General features: G+C 59.8%; 13 protein-coding genes. 6 read left to right on the forward strand and 7 right to left on the reverse strand.

Going from position 1 to position 16,131, the window contains the following annotated elements; genetic code table 11:
* The first annotated feature begins 88 nt into the window (after positions 1-88).
* The 3 genes from CAURI_RS07135 to CAURI_RS07145 all read left to right on the forward strand — a co-directional run bounded on the left by CAURI_RS07135 (position 89) and on the right by CAURI_RS07145 (position 4,455).
* Positions 89-1,012, forward strand: a complete 924-nt coding sequence (locus CAURI_RS07135) for a DoxX family protein (RefSeq protein WP_010190085.1) — start codon at positions 89-91, stop codon at positions 1,010-1,012.
* 178 nt (positions 1,013-1,190) lie between these two features.
* Complete coding sequence (locus CAURI_RS07140; protein WP_010190087.1) at positions 1,191-3,431, forward strand: HelD family protein; 2,241 nt, start codon at positions 1,191-1,193, stop codon at positions 3,429-3,431.
* Between the two features lie 10 nt (positions 3,432-3,441).
* Positions 3,442-4,455 carry an App1 family protein gene (locus tag CAURI_RS07145; RefSeq protein ID WP_010190089.1) on the forward strand — a complete coding sequence of 338 codons (1,014 nt, stop codon included), beginning with the start codon at positions 3,442-3,444 and terminating at the stop codon, positions 4,453-4,455.
* Positions 4,456-4,540: 85 nt separating this feature from the next.
* Here the strand turns inward: CAURI_RS07145 and CAURI_RS07150 are convergent, their stop codons facing one another.
* The 4 genes from CAURI_RS07150 to CAURI_RS07165 form a co-directional block, all read right to left on the reverse strand.
* Entirely contained in the window at positions 4,541-4,981 is a 441-nt protein-coding gene (locus tag CAURI_RS07150) for a universal stress protein (RefSeq protein ID WP_010190091.1), read from the reverse strand.
* 139 nt (positions 4,982-5,120) lie between these two features.
* The gene (locus CAURI_RS07155; RefSeq protein WP_010190093.1) at positions 5,121-5,567 is read right to left on the reverse strand and encodes a universal stress protein; all 447 of its coding nucleotides are present in this window, start codon (positions 5,565-5,567) and stop codon (positions 5,121-5,123) included.
* 110 nt (positions 5,568-5,677) lie between these two features.
* Positions 5,678-7,771, reverse strand: a complete 2,094-nt coding sequence (uvrB, locus tag CAURI_RS07160; protein ID WP_010190096.1) for an excinuclease ABC subunit UvrB — start codon at positions 7,769-7,771, stop codon at positions 5,678-5,680.
* A gap of 97 nt (positions 7,772-7,868) precedes the next feature.
* Positions 7,869-8,231, reverse strand: a complete 363-nt coding sequence (locus CAURI_RS07165; RefSeq protein ID WP_029158979.1) for a DUF4259 domain-containing protein — start codon at positions 8,229-8,231, stop codon at positions 7,869-7,871.
* Between the two features lie 104 nt (positions 8,232-8,335).
* On the opposite strand from CAURI_RS07165, the gene CAURI_RS07170 reads away from it, so the two are divergent.
* Positions 8,336-9,700, forward strand: a complete 1,365-nt coding sequence (locus CAURI_RS07170) for a DUF4185 domain-containing protein (RefSeq protein WP_010190101.1) — start codon at positions 8,336-8,338, stop codon at positions 9,698-9,700.
* Between the two features lie 12 nt (positions 9,701-9,712).
* Here CAURI_RS07170 and coaE read toward each other — a convergent pair whose 3' ends face one another.
* The gene (coaE, locus tag CAURI_RS07175; RefSeq protein WP_010190103.1) at positions 9,713-10,315 is read right to left on the reverse strand and encodes a dephospho-CoA kinase; all 603 of its coding nucleotides are present in this window, start codon (positions 10,313-10,315) and stop codon (positions 9,713-9,715) included.
* Positions 10,316-10,429: 114 nt separating this feature from the next.
* Positions 10,430-11,890, reverse strand: coding sequence for a 30S ribosomal protein S1 (rpsA, locus tag CAURI_RS07180; RefSeq protein WP_010190105.1), 1,461 nt, complete (start codon positions 11,888-11,890; stop codon positions 10,430-10,432).
* A gap of 240 nt (positions 11,891-12,130) precedes the next feature.
* Here rpsA and CAURI_RS07185 point away from each other — a divergent pair, with 240 nt between their 5' ends.
* Entirely contained in the window at positions 12,131-12,871 is a 741-nt protein-coding gene (locus tag CAURI_RS07185) for a class I SAM-dependent DNA methyltransferase (protein WP_010190106.1), read from the forward strand.
* 60 nt (positions 12,872-12,931) lie between these two features.
* Positions 12,932-13,402 carry an RDD family protein gene (locus CAURI_RS07190; RefSeq protein ID WP_010190108.1) on the forward strand — a complete coding sequence of 157 codons (471 nt, stop codon included), beginning with the start codon at positions 12,932-12,934 and terminating at the stop codon, positions 13,400-13,402.
* A 3-nt stretch (positions 13,403-13,405) separates the two neighbouring features.
* Here CAURI_RS07190 and polA read toward each other — a convergent pair whose 3' ends face one another.
* Positions 13,406-16,057: a DNA polymerase I gene (gene polA, locus CAURI_RS07195; protein WP_029158980.1), complete on the reverse strand. Its 2,652-nt coding sequence runs from the start codon at positions 16,055-16,057 to the stop codon at positions 13,406-13,408.
* Positions 16,058-16,131 lie beyond the last annotated feature (74 nt).

Consider the following 16,131-nt stretch of genomic DNA (forward strand, 5'->3'; position numbering starts at 1 on the left):
TTAACAGCTGCACTGACAGCGGCAATTGTTTAACCCGCGTAGTATGGTGTGACGAACGTCTTTACAGATCTATTGAATGGAGCACGTTATGATTCGTAAATTTGCCCGTCCTATGCTGGCCTCCGTGTTTGTTTGGGATGGTGTGGATACGCTCCGCAACACCTCGGAGCACGTCGCGGACACCGAGTCCGTGCTCAAGCGGCTGCGCAAGGTGCTGCCCCGCGAATACGCAGGCTACATCCCGAATGACCCAGAGCTAGTTACCCGCGCACTTGGCGGTGCAAAGACCGCTGCAGGTACCACTTTGGCGCTGGGCAAGGCTCCGCGCACCTCGGCTGCAGTGCTCGCGCTGACCCACGTCCCTAACCTGGTGGGCAATGCTTTCTGGACCGCTGATTCCAAGAAGGACAAGGAAGCACAGCGCAATAGCTTCATCACCAATACTGCTCTGCTTGGTGCCCTCGCCATTGTTACGCAGGACACCGAGGGCAAGCCTTCCGTGCGTTGGCGTGCTGCCAAGGCCTCTGAGCGTGCCAACAAGAAGATCCAGCAGGCTCTGCCGGGTAAGTCCGAGCAGCAGAAGTTCGCAGAAGACTTCTCCAACCGCGCCAATGAGATTTCTTCTGATGTGACCACCAAGGCCAATGACTGGTTCGAAACCGCCAAGGACTACGTCGAGGACAATCGTGATGATTGGGAGTCCGCTGGCCGGGACTTCATTGACTCTGCTCGTTCCTTCGTCGAGGACAAGGCTGAAACCGCTCGTGAGTTCTTTGAGGAGAACAAGGACGATTGGCTCGACGCTGCACGTGACAACACCGAAACCGCCCGCAAGGGTCTAGTAAAGGCAGCCGGCAAGGCACAGGACCGCGCTGACGAGGCACTGGCCAAGGCGGATTCGCTTGATGGAAAGCGTGCCCAGAAGAAGGCTCACAAGCGCGCCGAAAAGCTGCAGAAGGAAGCTTCCAAGAAGCTGGATAAGGCTTTCAAGAAGTTTGGTGACCGCTTCTAAGCTCTCCGCCCTACGCTGCGGAACGCCCCGCAACACACCGCGATAATGACCGCGGTGGAGACAACAACGGCTCAGCTAGTATGCTGGGCCGTTGTTCTTTTTCCTGTCCACCCTTCCTTATCTCCTTTTAACTTCCCGTCTGTCCACGAGAAGCCTTCATACGCACCCAAGGAGCCTTGTGTCTGAATCTTCACCCGCGACTCACACCGGGAAAGCCGGCGCCCACGCGAGCGAGCAGAGAGCGGAAATAGCTAGCGAGCAAGCCTATGTCGATGGCCTCTTCGAGCGTCTGGACAACGAGGTCCACGCCGCCAATGTGCGCCTGAACGAGGTGCAAGCAGCCGTCGACCCCCATACCCCAGATGCTGATGCTCTCGTGCGCCGCGAAACCGAGTACCACGGCCTGCAGGCCAAATTGGACCGCCTCAACGTCGCCCAGCTCGGCTTAGTTTTTGGGCGCATCGACATTGATGCACCTGGCGATAACCCCACCCCGGAGGGCCTAGACCGCCGCTATATCGGCCGCATGGGACTCGACGCCCGGGAGGAGGACTACCGCACGCTTCTCTTGGATTGGCGTGCCCCGATGGCACGGCCCTTCTACCTGGCAACCACTGCACACCCTGAAGGGGTTCACGTCCGCCGGCACATCAGGACTACCGGACGCACTGTCACCGGTATCAGCGACGAGATACTCGAAGGAGACAATGCTGCAGAAAGAAGCGATGTCGCTAGTGAATCCGCCCTCCACCACGTCATGCAGCGCGCCCGCACCGGCCATATGCCCTCCATCGTGGAGACCATCCAGCGCGAGCAAGACGAAATCATCCGTGACAGCACGCGCGGTGTCATGGTGGTCGAAGGCGGACCAGGAACCGGCAAGACTGCGGTGGCGCTGCACCGTGTGGCCTACTTGCTCTACACCTACCGCGAACAATTAGCCGCCACGGGCGTGCTCATCGTCGGCCCCAATTCCACCTTCCTGGAATACATTTCCCGAGTGCTCCCGGAACTTGGTGAGACCGGCGTTGTGCTCTCCACCATCTCTTCCCTTTTCCCCGGCATCGAGGCCACACACGCTGAGTCTCTGCTCGCCCGCGAGATTAAGGGTTCCGAAGCCATGGTGGAGATCCTCGGCAACGCGGTGAAGGGCTACCAGCGTTTGCCCGAGCAACCGCGCACGCTAGAGATCGATCGGCTCGAGCTCACCGTGGACCCCCAGATGGTCAAGGCAGCTCGAACCCGCGCACGGCGCTCCCGCAAGCCGCACAACGATGCTCAAGCGGCGTTTGCGGAGCACCTCATCGAGTCAATGGCCCAGCAGATGGCCGAACGCATCGGTTCTGATCCGCTGGGAGGCGCCAACCTGCTCTCCCGGGCGGACGTGGACCAGCTCCACGATGATCTCGCCGAAGAACCACAGGTCACAGAACTCATCGACGAGTTCTGGCCCCATCTCGCGCCTACCGAGGTACTCGCTGAACTCCTGAGCAGCACCGAACGCATCGATTCGGCGGCCAACGCCTACGATGAGGAAACCCGAGGTGCCCTCTACCGCGAGGATGGCAGGGCTTGGGCGGCGTCCGACGCTGCGCTTCTCGACGAGCTCGCTGTCCTCATCGGTATGCCTGACCCAGAGGCAGAACGCGCTGCCGAGGAGAAGGAATGGCGTGAGCAGGTAGCCGAGGCAGAAGATGCCCTCGACATTCTGAGCTCCTCTGATTCCACCGACAACGATGATGACATGTTCGAAGCGGAGATTCTCTCAGCCCACGACGTCATCGATGCCGAGCACCTCGCTCGACGCCACGAAGTTCGGGATTCCCGCACCACCGCTCAACGCGCCCGCGAGGACTACACGTGGGCCTACGGGCACGTCATCGTCGACGAAGCCCAGGAGCTGACCCCGATGGAGTGGCGCATGATCTTCCGGCGCAGCCCTTCCCGGTGGATGACTCTCGTCGGCGATACCTCCCAGACTGGAGCGCCCGCCGGTGTTGATGATTGGGGCGAAACTCTCGAGCCTTTCGTCGGACAGCGCTTCCGATTGCACGGCCTGAGCGTTAACTACCGAACCCCGCGCCCGATCACAGAGCTGGCCAACCAACTCCTTCAATCCATTAACCCCGAGGCCATGCCAGGAATCGCGGTGCGCGACGGTGTGGACGTTATCTGGCAGGACGGCGAGAGCGACCTGCAGCCAGCAACCTTCCAGGACGCTGACGGGCGCCTGCGCGCTGTGATCACCGCGGCCAACGTTGAGCAGATCAAAGGCCTGGAGTTTGACCACGTCACCGTAGTCAACCCGGATGACATCGTGGCAGCGTCCCCGCAGGGCTTGCATAATCTCTACGTGGCGCTGACGCGTGCGACGCAATCCCTCACCATCGCCGGCCGCTACGCGGAGGTTTTCCGTTAATCTGGTGCGCATGGCACTTTCCGATATCGCCCGCAAAGTCGAATCCACCGCGAATGCTTATTCCCTCAAACGCTCAGCACGCAAGGGCTGGCGGCCCAGTGTTACTGGCTATGCCGGCTACGGCAATGAAGAATTCGTCCACGTGCTGGGGCGGGTTCTCATGCATGACCCTGCCGCCGAGGAGCGCGATACGTGGGCTCAACGCGGCTACCGCCAGTTCTTCACCATCCAAGTCACTCACCACGAGGTCGAAGTTACTGTCGGCGGGAAGACGGTAGCGGGCACCACGAACGACAACGGCTATATCGACGTGCTAGTCCACGACCACGGGCTAGAACCCGGTTGGCACGAGGTCACCATCCGTGCCAAAGGCGCCGAGGAGGCCAGCTCGGAAGTCCTCATCGTGGACAAGGACACGACCTTTGGTGTGGTCAGCGATATCGACGACACCATCATGGTGACGTGGCTGCCTCGCGCGATGATTGCGGCGTGGAATTCCTGGGTCAAACGCACCAATACGCGCAAACCCGTAGAAGGCATGGCCAGCTTCTACCGAGAGATCTCCCAACAGCACCCAGAGGCTCCCTTCATCTACCTCTCCACCGGTGCGTGGAACACCTACGATACTTTGGTGAATTTCATGGCGGAAAACGGATTCCCCCGCGGCCCGCTACTGCTGACGGATTGGGGGCCTACGCCCACCGGCCTCTTCCGCAATGGCTTGGAGCACAAGCGCGTCCAGTTACGAAACCTGTTCATCGCTTTCCGCAAACTGCGCTGGCTGCTCATCGGTGATGATGGCCAGCACGATCCCATAACCTATGCCGACGCGGCAGCGGAGCACCCCAACCATGTGGCAGCAGTTGCCATACGCAACCTCACCCCGCAGGAGCAGCTGCTCTCTCATGGTTCGCTCGCTCCCTTGGTGAAGGTCAACGAGCAGTCTTCCTTCGATATTCCGCTCATTCAAGGCACCGACGGTAACGCCCTTGCCCGTGCCTACCGCACGCTTCCTTCCAGCTAGGAAGATAAGAAAAAGCGCGCAGCGGCCCAGGTAACTTCTTCTTTGAAGGTTGCTGGGCGCCGCGCGCCGTGCACGCAATGAAGCGTTAGTTGACGGTGTGGACAATCATGACATCGCAATCAGACTGACGTGCGACATCCGCCGGAACCGAACCAAGCAGGCGGCCGGTCAGAGAATTGATTCCACGGTTACCCACGATGAGCAGGTCTGCCTTGTTGTCGTTGACAATGGACATCAGGGCCTGAACCGGGGTGCCCGGGCGCACAGCGGTCTCCACCTTCGTCACGCCGAACTTCTCTGCGTGCTCCTTGCCGGAGGCGAGGTTGGCCTGGGCCTTCTCATCACCGAGAATCGTCACAGAATCCTGGCGCAAAGTCTTGGAAGCCTGCTCCTGGTTCTCGTAGTAGGCGCAACCGATGATGAGGGTGGCATCGAAGGCTGCGGCGATCTTGGCGGCGCGCTCCACTGCAAGCAGGGAGGACTTGGAGCCGTCGGTGCCGACCACGATCTTGTTGTAATCGCTCATGATGACCTTTCTTCGCTGGCCCCAACCATGAGGCCACCGCTTGACAAAATTTTAAAGCTTTTGCGCACCCGCTAGTCTAACAACGCTGGCGCGTTCACGTCGATCAGCGCGCACGAGGCTCAGCGCGCCATGCTCTGCCCTAGTCAGTGGTGTTGACCACCACGACATCGGCGTGGGCTTTACGCGTGAGCTCCGTCGCTACGGAGCCAAAGACGCGACCCCGCACCGAGTGAATTCCCTTGTTGCCCACGACGAACATATCCACGTCATAGTCCTTGCCCACCTCGAGGAGCGAATTCACAGGGTCACCGGACTTAGCAATGATTTCAATGCGCTTCGCACCCTCACCGTGCGCGATCTCCGCGGCATTGCTGAGGAAGCTTTCCGACATCTCCTCGCTCACCACCGGTACTCGGGCGTCCTCCGAGTTCGGGGCGCCGAGCATCGAACCAGAGTGGTTGTAGAAAGCGGACACGATAATCAGCGTCGCGTCATAAGCGCGCGCCATGGATGCGGCAGAACGGACAGCGCGCATGGAAGTCTGAGAGCCATCGGTTCCGACGGCGATGACGTTGTAGCTCAGCATGATTCTCCTTATAAGTAGCGATTAATCCTTAACAGTATGACACGGTCTTCTCCGCAGAGACGGGTTTTACCCACACATTGAGTAGGCAAATTTCAGCACTAGGCTCGCCGTTAAATGCCGGCCTCCTTAAGACCGCGTTGCTCCTTTTTCAGATCAGCGATCTCATCGCGCAAGCGCCCTGCTAACTCGAATTTGAGCTCGCGGGCTGCCTCGCGCATTTGAGTCGTTAGGTCGTCGATAAGCGCCTGCACCTCGTCGGCTGCCATGGAGGACACATCCGGCTTGTCGACGATTGCCGTGGGATCCGCGTCCTGCCCCTGCTCGTCGGCGTTCTCATAGACCTGGTCCAAAATATCGGCGATCTTTTTGCGCAGCGGCTGCGGGTCGATGCCGTGCTCCTTGTTATACGCAATCTGCTTCTCACGGCGGCGCTCAGTCTCCTCGATGGCCTCCTGCATCGAGTCCGTGATCTTATCCGCGTACATGATGACCTCACCGGAGACGTTTCGGGCGGCGCGGCCAATCGTCTGAATGAGCGAGGTGGTGGAGCGCAGGAAGCCTTCCTTATCGGCATCCAAGATGGCGACGAGCGACACCTCGGGAAGATCGAGCCCCTCACGCAGCAGGTTGATGCCCACGAGAACATCGAACTCACCTAAGCGCAGCTGCCGCAGCAGCTCGACGCGCTGGAGCGTGTCAATATCTGAGTGGAGGTAGCGCACCTTGATGCCGTGTTCCAGCAAGTAATCCGTGAGGTCCTCCGCCATACGCTTGGTTAAGGTCGTGACTAGGACACGCTCCTGCTTCGCGGTACGGGCGCGAACCTCATCGATGAGATCATCAATCTGGCCCTTGGTCGGCTTGACCGTCACCTTGGGGTCTACAAGGCCGGTGGGGCGAATGACCTGTTCCACGAACTCGCCGCCGGAGGCCGTCATCTCGAAATCACCCGGCGTGGCCGACATGTACACCGTTTGACCGACGCGCTCCTCAAACTCATCGAAGGTCAACGGCCGGTTGTCTACGGCAGAAGGAAGACGGAAGCCGAATTCCACGAGGTTGCGCTTGCGCGCCATATCGCCCTCAAACATGCCGCCGATCTGCGGGACTGTCACGTGAGACTCATCGATGATGGTGAGGAAGTCCTCTGGGAAATAATCCAAGAGCGTCGCCGGCGCGGAACCCGCGGGGCGGCCATCCACATGGCGCGAGTAGTTCTCAATGCCGGAGCAAAAGCCCACCTGTTCGATCATCTCAAGGTCATATTCGGTACGCATGCGCAGGCGCTGCGCTTCGAGCAACTTGCCGCGGTTCTCCAGCTCCGCGAGGCGCTCCGCGAGTTCCTCCTTAATGTCCTCGATGGCACGGGCCATGCGCTCTGGCCCAGCTACATAGTGCGTTGCGGGGAAGATCCGCACTTCGTCGACCCGCTCCAGCACGTCGCCCGTCAAGGGGTGGATGTAGTAGAGCTCGTCCACATCATCGCCAAAGAACTCAATGCGTACCGCGCGCTCTTCATAGGCGGGGATAATATCCACGGTATCGCCCTTGACGCGGAAGGTTCCGCGCGTAAAGCCCACGTCATTGCGCTCATACTGGATATCCACGAGCAAGCGCAGGAAGCGATCGCGGTCGATCTCCTCCCCTTCCTCGAGCACAACGGAGCGGTCGAGGTAGGACTGCGGCGTGCCCAGACCGTAGATACACGACACAGAAGAAACCACAACCACATCACGGCGGGATAAAAGAGCTGACGTGGCGGAGTGGCGCAGGCGTTCCACGTCCTCGTTAATGGAGGAATCCTTCTCAATGTAGGTATCTGTCTGCGCGATATAGGCTTCCGGTTGGTAGTAGTCGTAATAAGAGACGAAGTACTCCACCGCGTTGTTCGGGAGAAGCTGGCGCAGCTCATTCGCCAGCTGCGCCGCCAGCGTTTTATTTGGCGCCATCACGAGTGTTGGGCGCTGCTGCTTTTCGATGAGCCAGGCGGCGGTCGCGGACTTACCGGTACCCGTGGCACCCATGAGTACCACGTCCCGCTCGCCGCGGCTGAGACGCTCATCCAGTTCCGCGATGGCGGCGGGTTGGTCGCCAGCGGGCTGGAATTCGGACTCAACACGGAACTCGGCTGAGCGCCGCTCGATTTCGCCAACAGGGCGATGTTCGGAGACGGGCAGGATGGGGTGTTCAGCAGCAAAAGCCATGCTGACCAGTCTAACGCGCCCACCACGAAACCTGCTAGGCCCCACGAGCTGAGCAGCCTACCTCATCTGTGCCTGTGGAAGGAGGTCTCGCTGCGTTTTAGGGTAACGCCGCGCGCGTCCTGCGCAACCACAGTTCAAGCTCACCCGTGGTTTCCCACAGCGCATAAATCAGGGAACTGTTGGGTTCCATCGCTGTGTTGATTTTCTTGCGCAACCAGGCCCGAGTCTGCGGTGTGCGCAATACCTTGACGTCATCCGCGCTAATTCCCGCGGGGAGCCTATTTTCAGGCGTGGTGGCCAATGCCCCCAAGGCGATGATTACCCCAGCATCGTCGACATCGATGGGAGAATCTACGCAGCTTTTCTTAAACGTATCAAGATCGAAGGAGCCATCACGGATTGCCGCGAGCACTTCGCACGCGGCGTGATTATCAAAAGGCCCAACATCCCACGTTCCCATGAAGGTGCAGATTAAGCAGGGAAAGTGAACGGGGTGCGAGCGCAAGGTAAATTTTAGCCACCATATCCTTTAAAAGTTGGCGCTCTCCTTTAGAATCGGCTGACATGAAGTTTCGTTCTCTTGCCAGCGCATTGACCATTGCCGGACTAGTGCCTGTCGCTATCGTGACCCACTCTCCCGCGGCCCACGCTTCACCGTGTACGGCCTACTCGAGGTCCGGCAGCTTCACGTCGAAACCCGAGACTTCCGGCTCTTCGCTCGGTGGGCTCGAGGCCCTGCTCGGCAGTTCTTCCCGGTCCAGCAGTTCAGACAATACTGAAGCGCCACAGCGCAGCAACTATAACCAACGCCAGATCAGCGGCGGGCCGACCCAAATCATGCAGCTCATCACTGGTGCCGGTTCTCCCAATCGCACCGACCGGAAGTTTGATATTTCCGGAACTGACCTCGGCATCGCCTACTCGGATGGCGCGGGCCGCTCCTACTACGTCTTCGGCGATTCCATGGATTGCTCAAGCGAGGGCGACGGGTGGCGCTCCAACCTCCTTTTGCGCACGAGTGACCACGACTATGGTGACGGCCTGCGCCTGGAGGAAGCACTAACTAACTCTGGATGGTCAGCTAAAGGCCGGGCTAAGGAGTTCATCCCTTCCCAGAAAGTGGGAGACCAAGACACCAACGGTGAGCGCACCACTATCCCCACAGCAGGCATTGTCGTCGACGGCGTGCACTACATCGACTACATGTCGGTGCGCTCATGGCATGATCCGAAGACCGGCTGGTCCACCAACTTTGGTGCGACCATGAAGTCGACTGATGGCGGGGTCACGTGGCGCGCAGTGCCAGAGGCCACTAGAACCAACGCTAGCCACGGTGCGAACGCGCCGATTCCCGGCGGCCCCAACTACCGTGAAGGGTTTGAGAAGCTTCAGCAATCAGCCTTCATCGAGCACGGCGAGTACATTTACCGCTTCACCACCGGCAACGGCCGCCGCGGCCCGGCATATTTGTCCCGCGCGCTGAAGTCGGAGTTTCCTAATGAAGACGCCTTCAGCTACTACTCTGACGGCTCCTGGGTGAAGAATCCGGCGCGCGCCACCGAGGTGCTCGACGGCAAGGTCTCCGAACTCTCCGTGGCTTACAACCACTACTTGGGCAAATACGTCACTATGTACGGGGTGGAGGGCGAAGGCATCGTCATGCGCACGGCCGATAGCCCCGAAGGCCCATGGTCACCGCGCCGCATGCTGGTGAGTGACAAGACCACGAAGGTGGTCAGCGGCCAGCCGCTCAATGACACCTATGCCCCCTTCGTCCTGCCAAACCAGGACGATCAGCACCTCTATTACACACTGACGTCCTGGCACGACTACAACACCATGCTCATGCGCACTGACCTCGACTTTGTGGGCGAAGACATGGAAAACAACGACCACATTGAAGTCTCTGATGTCGTAGCGACGCGTTAGCTAAAAGCGTTCCTAGGCGAGCCGGGAGCGGAGCTTGTCGACGACCCCGTCAACCTGCGCATCGAGCTCGTCGCGAGCGCCGTTGTTGTCAATGATGAAATCAGCAGCGGCGCGGCGCACATCGTCCGGGATCTGCGCCGCTATCCGGCGGCGCGCGTCCTCCTCATCCAACCCGCGATACTCCACAAGGCGGCGCACCCGCTCCTCCACATCAACATCAACGACGATGGTGGCGTCCATATCTTTGTGAAGGCCCTTGTCCACGAGGAGCGGCATGTCATAAACCACGAAGTCGGCCCCAGCGCGGCGCGCGGAGTCGAAGCGCGCCTGGGTCTCCTCCTGAATACGCGGGTGCGTAATGGAGTTGAGGAGATCGGTCTTCTCCCGGCTGGCAAAGGCGCGGGAAGCCAGCAGACCACGATCGAGACTTCCATCGGCTTGAAGAATATCTTCCCCGAATGCGTCCGCTAACTCAGTGAGCGCTGGTTGCCCCGGTTCGACGATGTCCCGGGCTATGTGATCAGCATCCACTAATACCCAGCCGTGGCGCAGGAGAAGCTGCGCCACTGTCGATTTTCCGCTGCCGATACCGCCGGTGAGTCCGATGAGCTTCATACCGGCTTAGGATACGCGAAAGGCCGCCACTCCCACAGCGGGGAGAAGCGGCCTTTGCTTAAAGAACGAGATTCTCGGGCGCATCGGCAAAGCCGATGCGAGAGAGTTTAGTTCTTAGTTGCCAGCGAGCTTGTCGCGCAGAGCAGCGAGCTGCTCGTCGGATGCGAGGGAGCCGCCAACCTCTGCCTGAGAATCGGATGCCGGAGCTGCATCCTGAGACTCGGAAGAGTAGTTGGAGTTGGCAGCAGACTCAGCGGCCTCAGCAGCTGCAGCACGGTTGCGCTCGATCTGAGCGGTGTGCAGGTTGAAGCGACGCTCGGACTCTGCGTAGCGAGCCTCCCAAGCCTGGCGCTGCTCGTCGTAACCCTCGAGCCACTCGTTGGTCTCCGGGTCGAAGCCCTCCGGGAACACGTAGTTGCCCTGCTCGTCGTAGGAGTCAGCCATGCCGTACTTGGACGGATCGAACTCGTCGGTGTAGTCCTCATCTGCCTGCTTAACAGACAGGGAGATACGGCGACGCTCGAGGTCGATGTCGATGACCTTGACCATGACTTCCTGGCCAACGTTGACAACCTGGTCCGGAACCTCCACGTGGCGCTGAGCCAGCTCGGAGATGTGGACGAGGCCCTCGATGCCCTCCTCGACGCGAACGAAGGCGCCGAACGGAACGAGCTTGGTGACCTTGCCCGGGACGATCTGGCCCACAGCGTGGGTGCGGGCGAAGACGCGCCACGGATCTTCCTGGGTTGCCTTCAGGGACAGGGACACGCGCTCGCGGTCCAGGTCGACGTCGAGAACCTCGACGGTGACCTCGTCGCCCACGGTGACAACCTCGGACGGGTGGTCGATGTGCTTCCAGGACAGCTCGGAAACGTGAACCAGGCCGTCGACACCGCCGAGATCGACGAAGGCGCCGAAGTTGACGATGGAGGAGACAACGCCCTTGCGGACCTGGCCCTTCTGCAGCTGGTGCAGGAACTCGGAGCGGACCTCGGACTGGGTCTGCTCGAGGTATGCGCGGCGGGACAGGACAACGTTGTTGCGCTGCTTGTCCAGCTCGATGATCTTGGCCTCGAGCTCCTGGCCGATGTACGGCTCCAGGTCGCGAACGCGGCGCATCTCAACGAGGGAAGCCGGGAGGAAGCCACGGAGGCCGATGTCCAGGATGAGACCACCCTTGACAACCTCGATGACGGTACCGGTGACCGGCTCTTCCTTGGCGTGCAGCTCTTCGACGGCGCCCCAAGCGCGCTCGTACTGTGCGCGCTTCTTGGACAGGATCAGACGGCCTTCCTTGTCCTCCTTGGTGAGAACAAGAGCGTCGATCTCGTCGCCGACCTCGACAACCTCATCCGGGTTGACGTCGTGCTTGATGGAGAGCTCGCGGGACGGGATGACGCCTTCGGTCTTGTAACCGATGTCGAGCAGGACCTCATCGTGGTCAACCTTGACCACGGTGCCCTCGACGATGTCACCATCGTTGAAGTACTTGATGGTGGCGTCGACGGCAGCGAGGAAATCCTCTGCGGTTCCGATGTCGTTGATCGCAACCTGAGGGGTGTTAGAAGTTGGCATGTAGTTATGCTCCGAATAAACGTAGGAGATCGTAATTGGACAGTTACGTGTCTCTTGAAAAGCGTCATTAAGCAGCGCGGATGCGCAGGGCTTAAGATGGATTTCAATCCCGACTCGCAGCCGAGCTGAGCTCTCCTACAGTAGCCCAGCGCGTCCCGAGTCATAGACACGCCCGTACGACCCTACATCCTCGCAGCTAAAACGGCAAATGCGCCATGGAATAAGAATCGAAAAAGATCAATGTCTTCTGCAGCTTTTTCTGCGTCCTCAGCCAATCGTGATTTTTGGGATCGTGACGCCGATTCCTACCACGCGGAACACCCCGAGTATCTATCCTCTTTCTACTGGTGCCCCGAGATGCTGCACGAGGTTGATGTACAGCTGCTTGGCGACGTCTCCTCCGCGACCGTCCTCGAGCTCGGCTGCGGCTCCGCGCCTTGCACGCAGTGGCTACAGGGACGCGCGCGCTTTGCGACGGGCTTCGATCTCTCGTCCGGCATGCTTTCCCATGCCGAGGGTGGCCTACCGCTCGTTCAGGCTGATGCCTTAGCACTTCCCTATCGTGATGAAGCCTTTGACATCGCCTTTTCTGCCTTCGGCGCCTTGCCTTTCGTGGCCGGCCTTGACCAGGCACTGCGCGAAGTGCACCGTGTTCTGCGCCCTCATGGTCGCTTCGTCTTTTCCGTGCCACACCCAATGCGCTGGGTCTTCCCCGACGATCCCCAGAACCTCACAGCAGAACTGTCCTATTTTGAACGCGCCTACCTGGAGCAGGATGCCAACGGTGAGCTTAGCTATGCCGAGTTTCACCGCACGATGGGCGACTGGGTGCGAGCACTACAGGTTCGCGGTTCCTTCGAGATTCGCAACCTCATCGAACCCGAGTGGCCAGAGCGCCTCGACATCACGTGGGGCCAGTGGTCTCCAGAACGAGGTGCAATTTTCCCCGGCACCGTCATCTTCGTGTGCGAAGCACGTTAGGTCAGACACTGCCTCCCCTGGTATCGAATCAATCGGCTGCAGCGAACTAAGCTGACAGCCATGCTTCTAGAACGCCTCGGGATTTTCGTGCGCCGCACAGTGGCCTGGTGGATTGATGCCTTTCTCGCCGCTGCCATCATCGTGGCGCTCAAATGGCTCATTAATTTCATCGCTGATGGAGTGCTGAGCGGTCGGGCGGGCGCTGTCTATGACATCGTCGCCCTCGCACTCGCCTTCTACGTCTACCGAGTGTGGGTAGAGGCGGCAACGCAGACCTCCCTGGGCAAGTGGTCGCTGAAGCTAGAAGTCATTGCTGAGCATCCCGGAATCGGCAGCGCAGCCGTTCGCAACAGCTGGCTCCTTCTCACACTTCTGGCGTTGACAGGACTCCCCTTCGTGGAGGCAACCATCCTGGGTATCCTCGGCCTCAGCGTCCTACTGCTGGGACAAACCCCATTCGACCTCCTCGCCGGGTGTTTGGTCGAGCGCCGCTCGCCCACCGAGGACGAGCGCGCGGTGGGCTTGGCCTAAGGCCTAGTGCGCCGCAGCATCCCAGTTCTTGCCCACACCAACGGAAACTTCAAGGGGCACAGTCAACTCGATAGCCTTGTCCATCTCTCGCTCCAAGATGCGCTGTACGTCCTCCGCTTCGCCGGGAGCCACCTCCACGACGAGCTCATCGTGAACCTGAAGCAAGACGCGCGAGGCCAAAGCTTCCAGTGCTTTGTCCACGCGGATCATGGCCACCTTGATGATGTCTGCTGCAGTTCCCTGGATGGGTGCGTTCAAGGCGGCTCGCTCCGCATTTTCACGGGCAACACGGTTATCAGAGTTCAACTCCGGCAGGTAACGGCGGCGCCCGAAGACCGTGGAGGTGTAGCCATCCTTTCGGGCTTGCACGACAACCTCGTCGAGGTAACGCTTCACGCCACCGAAACGCTCGAAGTAGCTCTCCATAATCTCTTTGGCCTCACGTGCCGGAATTCCCAGCTGTTGCGACAAGCCGAAGGCTGAGAGACCATAGACCAAGCCATAGGACATGGCCTTGACTCGGCGGCGCAGCTCCGGGGTGACCTCGTCTACCGGAACGTCAAAGACCTTGGAGCCGACATAGTTGTGGAGGTCTTCGCCCTCGCGGTAGGCCTCAATGAGCCCCGGATCAGCGGAGAGGTGCGCCATGACGCGCATCTCAATCTGCGAGTAGTCGGCCGTAATCAAGGTCTCGTAGCCTTCACCAACCACGAAGGCCGAACGGATCTGGCGTCCAGCCTCCGTGCGCACCGGGATATTCTGCAGGTTCGGCTCCGTCGACGACAGGCGTCCGGTTGAGGTCACCGTCTGGTTAAACGTGGTGTGAATACGACCATCCGGCTGAATGGTCTTGATGAGCCCCTCCAGCGTCGTCTTCATCTTCTGGTACTCGCGGTGCGCCAGCAGGTGGTCTAGGAAGGGGTGCGGGTGCGTGGCAGCAAGCTGCTCAATTTCCTTAGCGGCAGTCGAATAACCCGTCTTGGTCTTCTTCGTCTTCGGCATATCGAAGGTATCGAAGAGCACTGCCTGCAACTGCTTCGGGGAGTTCAGATTAAGAGAATCATCACCAGCCAGCTCGCGGGCGGCACGTTCCTGCTCATTGACCTGCTCAATGAAAGCATCACGCTGCGTTTCCAAAACATCACGGTCAACGGCAATACCAGCGGCCTCCATCTGGGCCAGGATGCTCACGAGCGGCAACTCAAGGTCGGTATACAGTTCGAAGGAGTCAATCTCTTGGAGTTGAGCAGTCAGCTCGGCGGCCAGCTCCATAATCGCACCGGCCTGATCCACCAGCGGGTTCTCATCCAAGATGGAAAGCTGCTCCGTCGCCGCGCCCAGGGACTTCTGCAGATGGCGCTGGGACACGTCCGTCAACGCATACGTGCGCTGACCCGGGCGCAGGAGGTAGGCGGCGAGAGCTGTGTCATGGGCAATTCCACGCAGCTCAATTCCTCGCCCCGCCAGCATGTGCCAAGCAGCCTTTGCCTCGTGCAAGTACTTCGGTGCATCTGATGACAACCACGCGGCCAGGGCGGCGTCGTCTTTCGCATCCAGGTCCGCTAATTCAATCTGGAGCCCTTCAAAAGCTGAATCGACCAGGGCTAGCGCTGCCGCATCTCCGGCACCTGGAGTCCCATCGCCCTGCACGAATACCGCGACATGTTCCTTGCCCTTGAGCCACTCAGCCAGCGGCGTCTCCACCACGGTCACCGATACCTCTGGCGCTTCCTCTACTGCAGCAGCCTCAGCGGCGGCGTCATGAGGAACAGCGTTGAGGACCCGCTCGCGCAGGTTGGTACCGAACTCCAGCTCATCGAAACGTGCCGCGACCTCGCTAGCCACCGCACCCTTGAATTCCAAATCCGCCGGGCCGACCTCTAGGTCCATATCCGTCACCATCTGGGTGAGCTGTCGGTTGAGCTTGACCTGCTCAATGCGATCGCGGAAGTTCTGCCCCGCCACGCCCTTAATTTCTTCGGCATGCTCAATGAGGGCATCGAGGGAGCCATACTGGGTAATCCACTTCGTGGCGGTTTTCTCCCCCACCTTAGGGACAGACGGCAGGTTATCGGAAGGGTCGCCTCGCAGGGCTGCGAAATCTGGGTACTGCTCGGGGCTCAGGCCATACTTCTCCTTCACTGCCTCCGGAGTAAAACGATGCAGCTTGGACACCCCGCGCATGGGATAGAGGACGGTCGTGGAGTCGTCGACAAGCTGCAAATAGTCGCGGTCACCGGTGACCAAGAAGGTCTGATAATCCGCGCCCGCCTGGGTGGACAACGTGGCCACGATGTCATCGGCCTCGAAATTCTCGCGCGAGAGCGTGGTGATACCCAGCGTTTCCAGTACGTCCCGAATAAGCTCAACCTGGCCGCGGAACTCTTCGGGGGCGGCCTCGCGCTGCGCCTTGTACTCGGGGAACATGTCGGTGCGGAAGGTCTTGCGGCCCACATCGAAGGCTACAGCGACGAAGTCTGGCTTCTCCTCGGCCAGGATATTCGCCAACATAGAAAGGAATCCGTACACAGCGTTCGTGTGCTGGCCACCCGAGGTTGAAAAGTTCTCCGCGGGCAATGCATAAAATGCGCGAAAAGCCATGGAGTGGCCGTCAATGAGTAAGAGTCGGGGCTGAGAAGTAGTCACCCGGCCCATCCTAACGTGTTGCACGGAGCGGCACCGTTGAGGGCATTAGGCAGGCAATTAGGTTCACATTGGTCAGCTGCGCT

This window comes from Corynebacterium aurimucosum ATCC 700975 (assembly GCF_000022905.1).
In the GTDB taxonomy this organism is placed as follows: domain Bacteria; phylum Actinomycetota; class Actinomycetes; order Mycobacteriales; family Mycobacteriaceae; genus Corynebacterium; species Corynebacterium aurimucosum_F.

What these genes read in the sequence shown, in the direction of transcription:
- CAURI_RS07135 (WP_010190085.1), top strand. Translation starts at nt 89, where the DNA reads ATGATTCGTAAATTTGCCCGTCCTATGCTGGCCTCCGTGTTTGTTTGG.
- CAURI_RS07145 (WP_010190089.1), top strand. Translation starts at nt 3,442, where the DNA reads ATGGCACTTTCCGATATCGCCCGCAAAGTCGAATCCACCGCGAATGCT.
- CAURI_RS07150 (WP_010190091.1), bottom strand. Translation starts at nt 4,981, where the DNA reads ATGAGCGATTACAACAAGATCGTGGTCGGCACCGACGGCTCCAAGTCC.
- CAURI_RS07155 (WP_010190093.1), bottom strand. Translation starts at nt 5,567, where the DNA reads ATGCTGAGCTACAACGTCATCGCCGTCGGAACCGATGGCTCTCAGACT.
- uvrB (WP_010190096.1), bottom strand. Translation starts at nt 7,771, where the DNA reads ATGGCTTTTGCTGCTGAACACCCCATCCTGCCCGTCTCCGAACATCGC.
- CAURI_RS07165 (WP_029158979.1), bottom strand. Translation starts at nt 8,231, where the DNA reads ATGGGAACGTGGGATGTTGGGCCTTTTGATAATCACGCCGCGTGCGAA.
- CAURI_RS07170 (WP_010190101.1), top strand. Translation starts at nt 8,336, where the DNA reads ATGAAGTTTCGTTCTCTTGCCAGCGCATTGACCATTGCCGGACTAGTG.
- coaE (WP_010190103.1), bottom strand. Translation starts at nt 10,315, where the DNA reads ATGAAGCTCATCGGACTCACCGGCGGTATCGGCAGCGGAAAATCGACA.
- rpsA (WP_010190105.1), bottom strand. Translation starts at nt 11,890, where the DNA reads ATGCCAACTTCTAACACCCCTCAGGTTGCGATCAACGACATCGGAACC.
- CAURI_RS07185 (WP_010190106.1), top strand. Translation starts at nt 12,131, where the DNA reads ATGTCTTCTGCAGCTTTTTCTGCGTCCTCAGCCAATCGTGATTTTTGG.
- CAURI_RS07190 (WP_010190108.1), top strand. Translation starts at nt 12,932, where the DNA reads ATGCTTCTAGAACGCCTCGGGATTTTCGTGCGCCGCACAGTGGCCTGG.
- polA (WP_029158980.1), bottom strand. Translation starts at nt 16,057, where the DNA reads ATGGGCCGGGTGACTACTTCTCAGCCCCGACTCTTACTCATTGACGGC.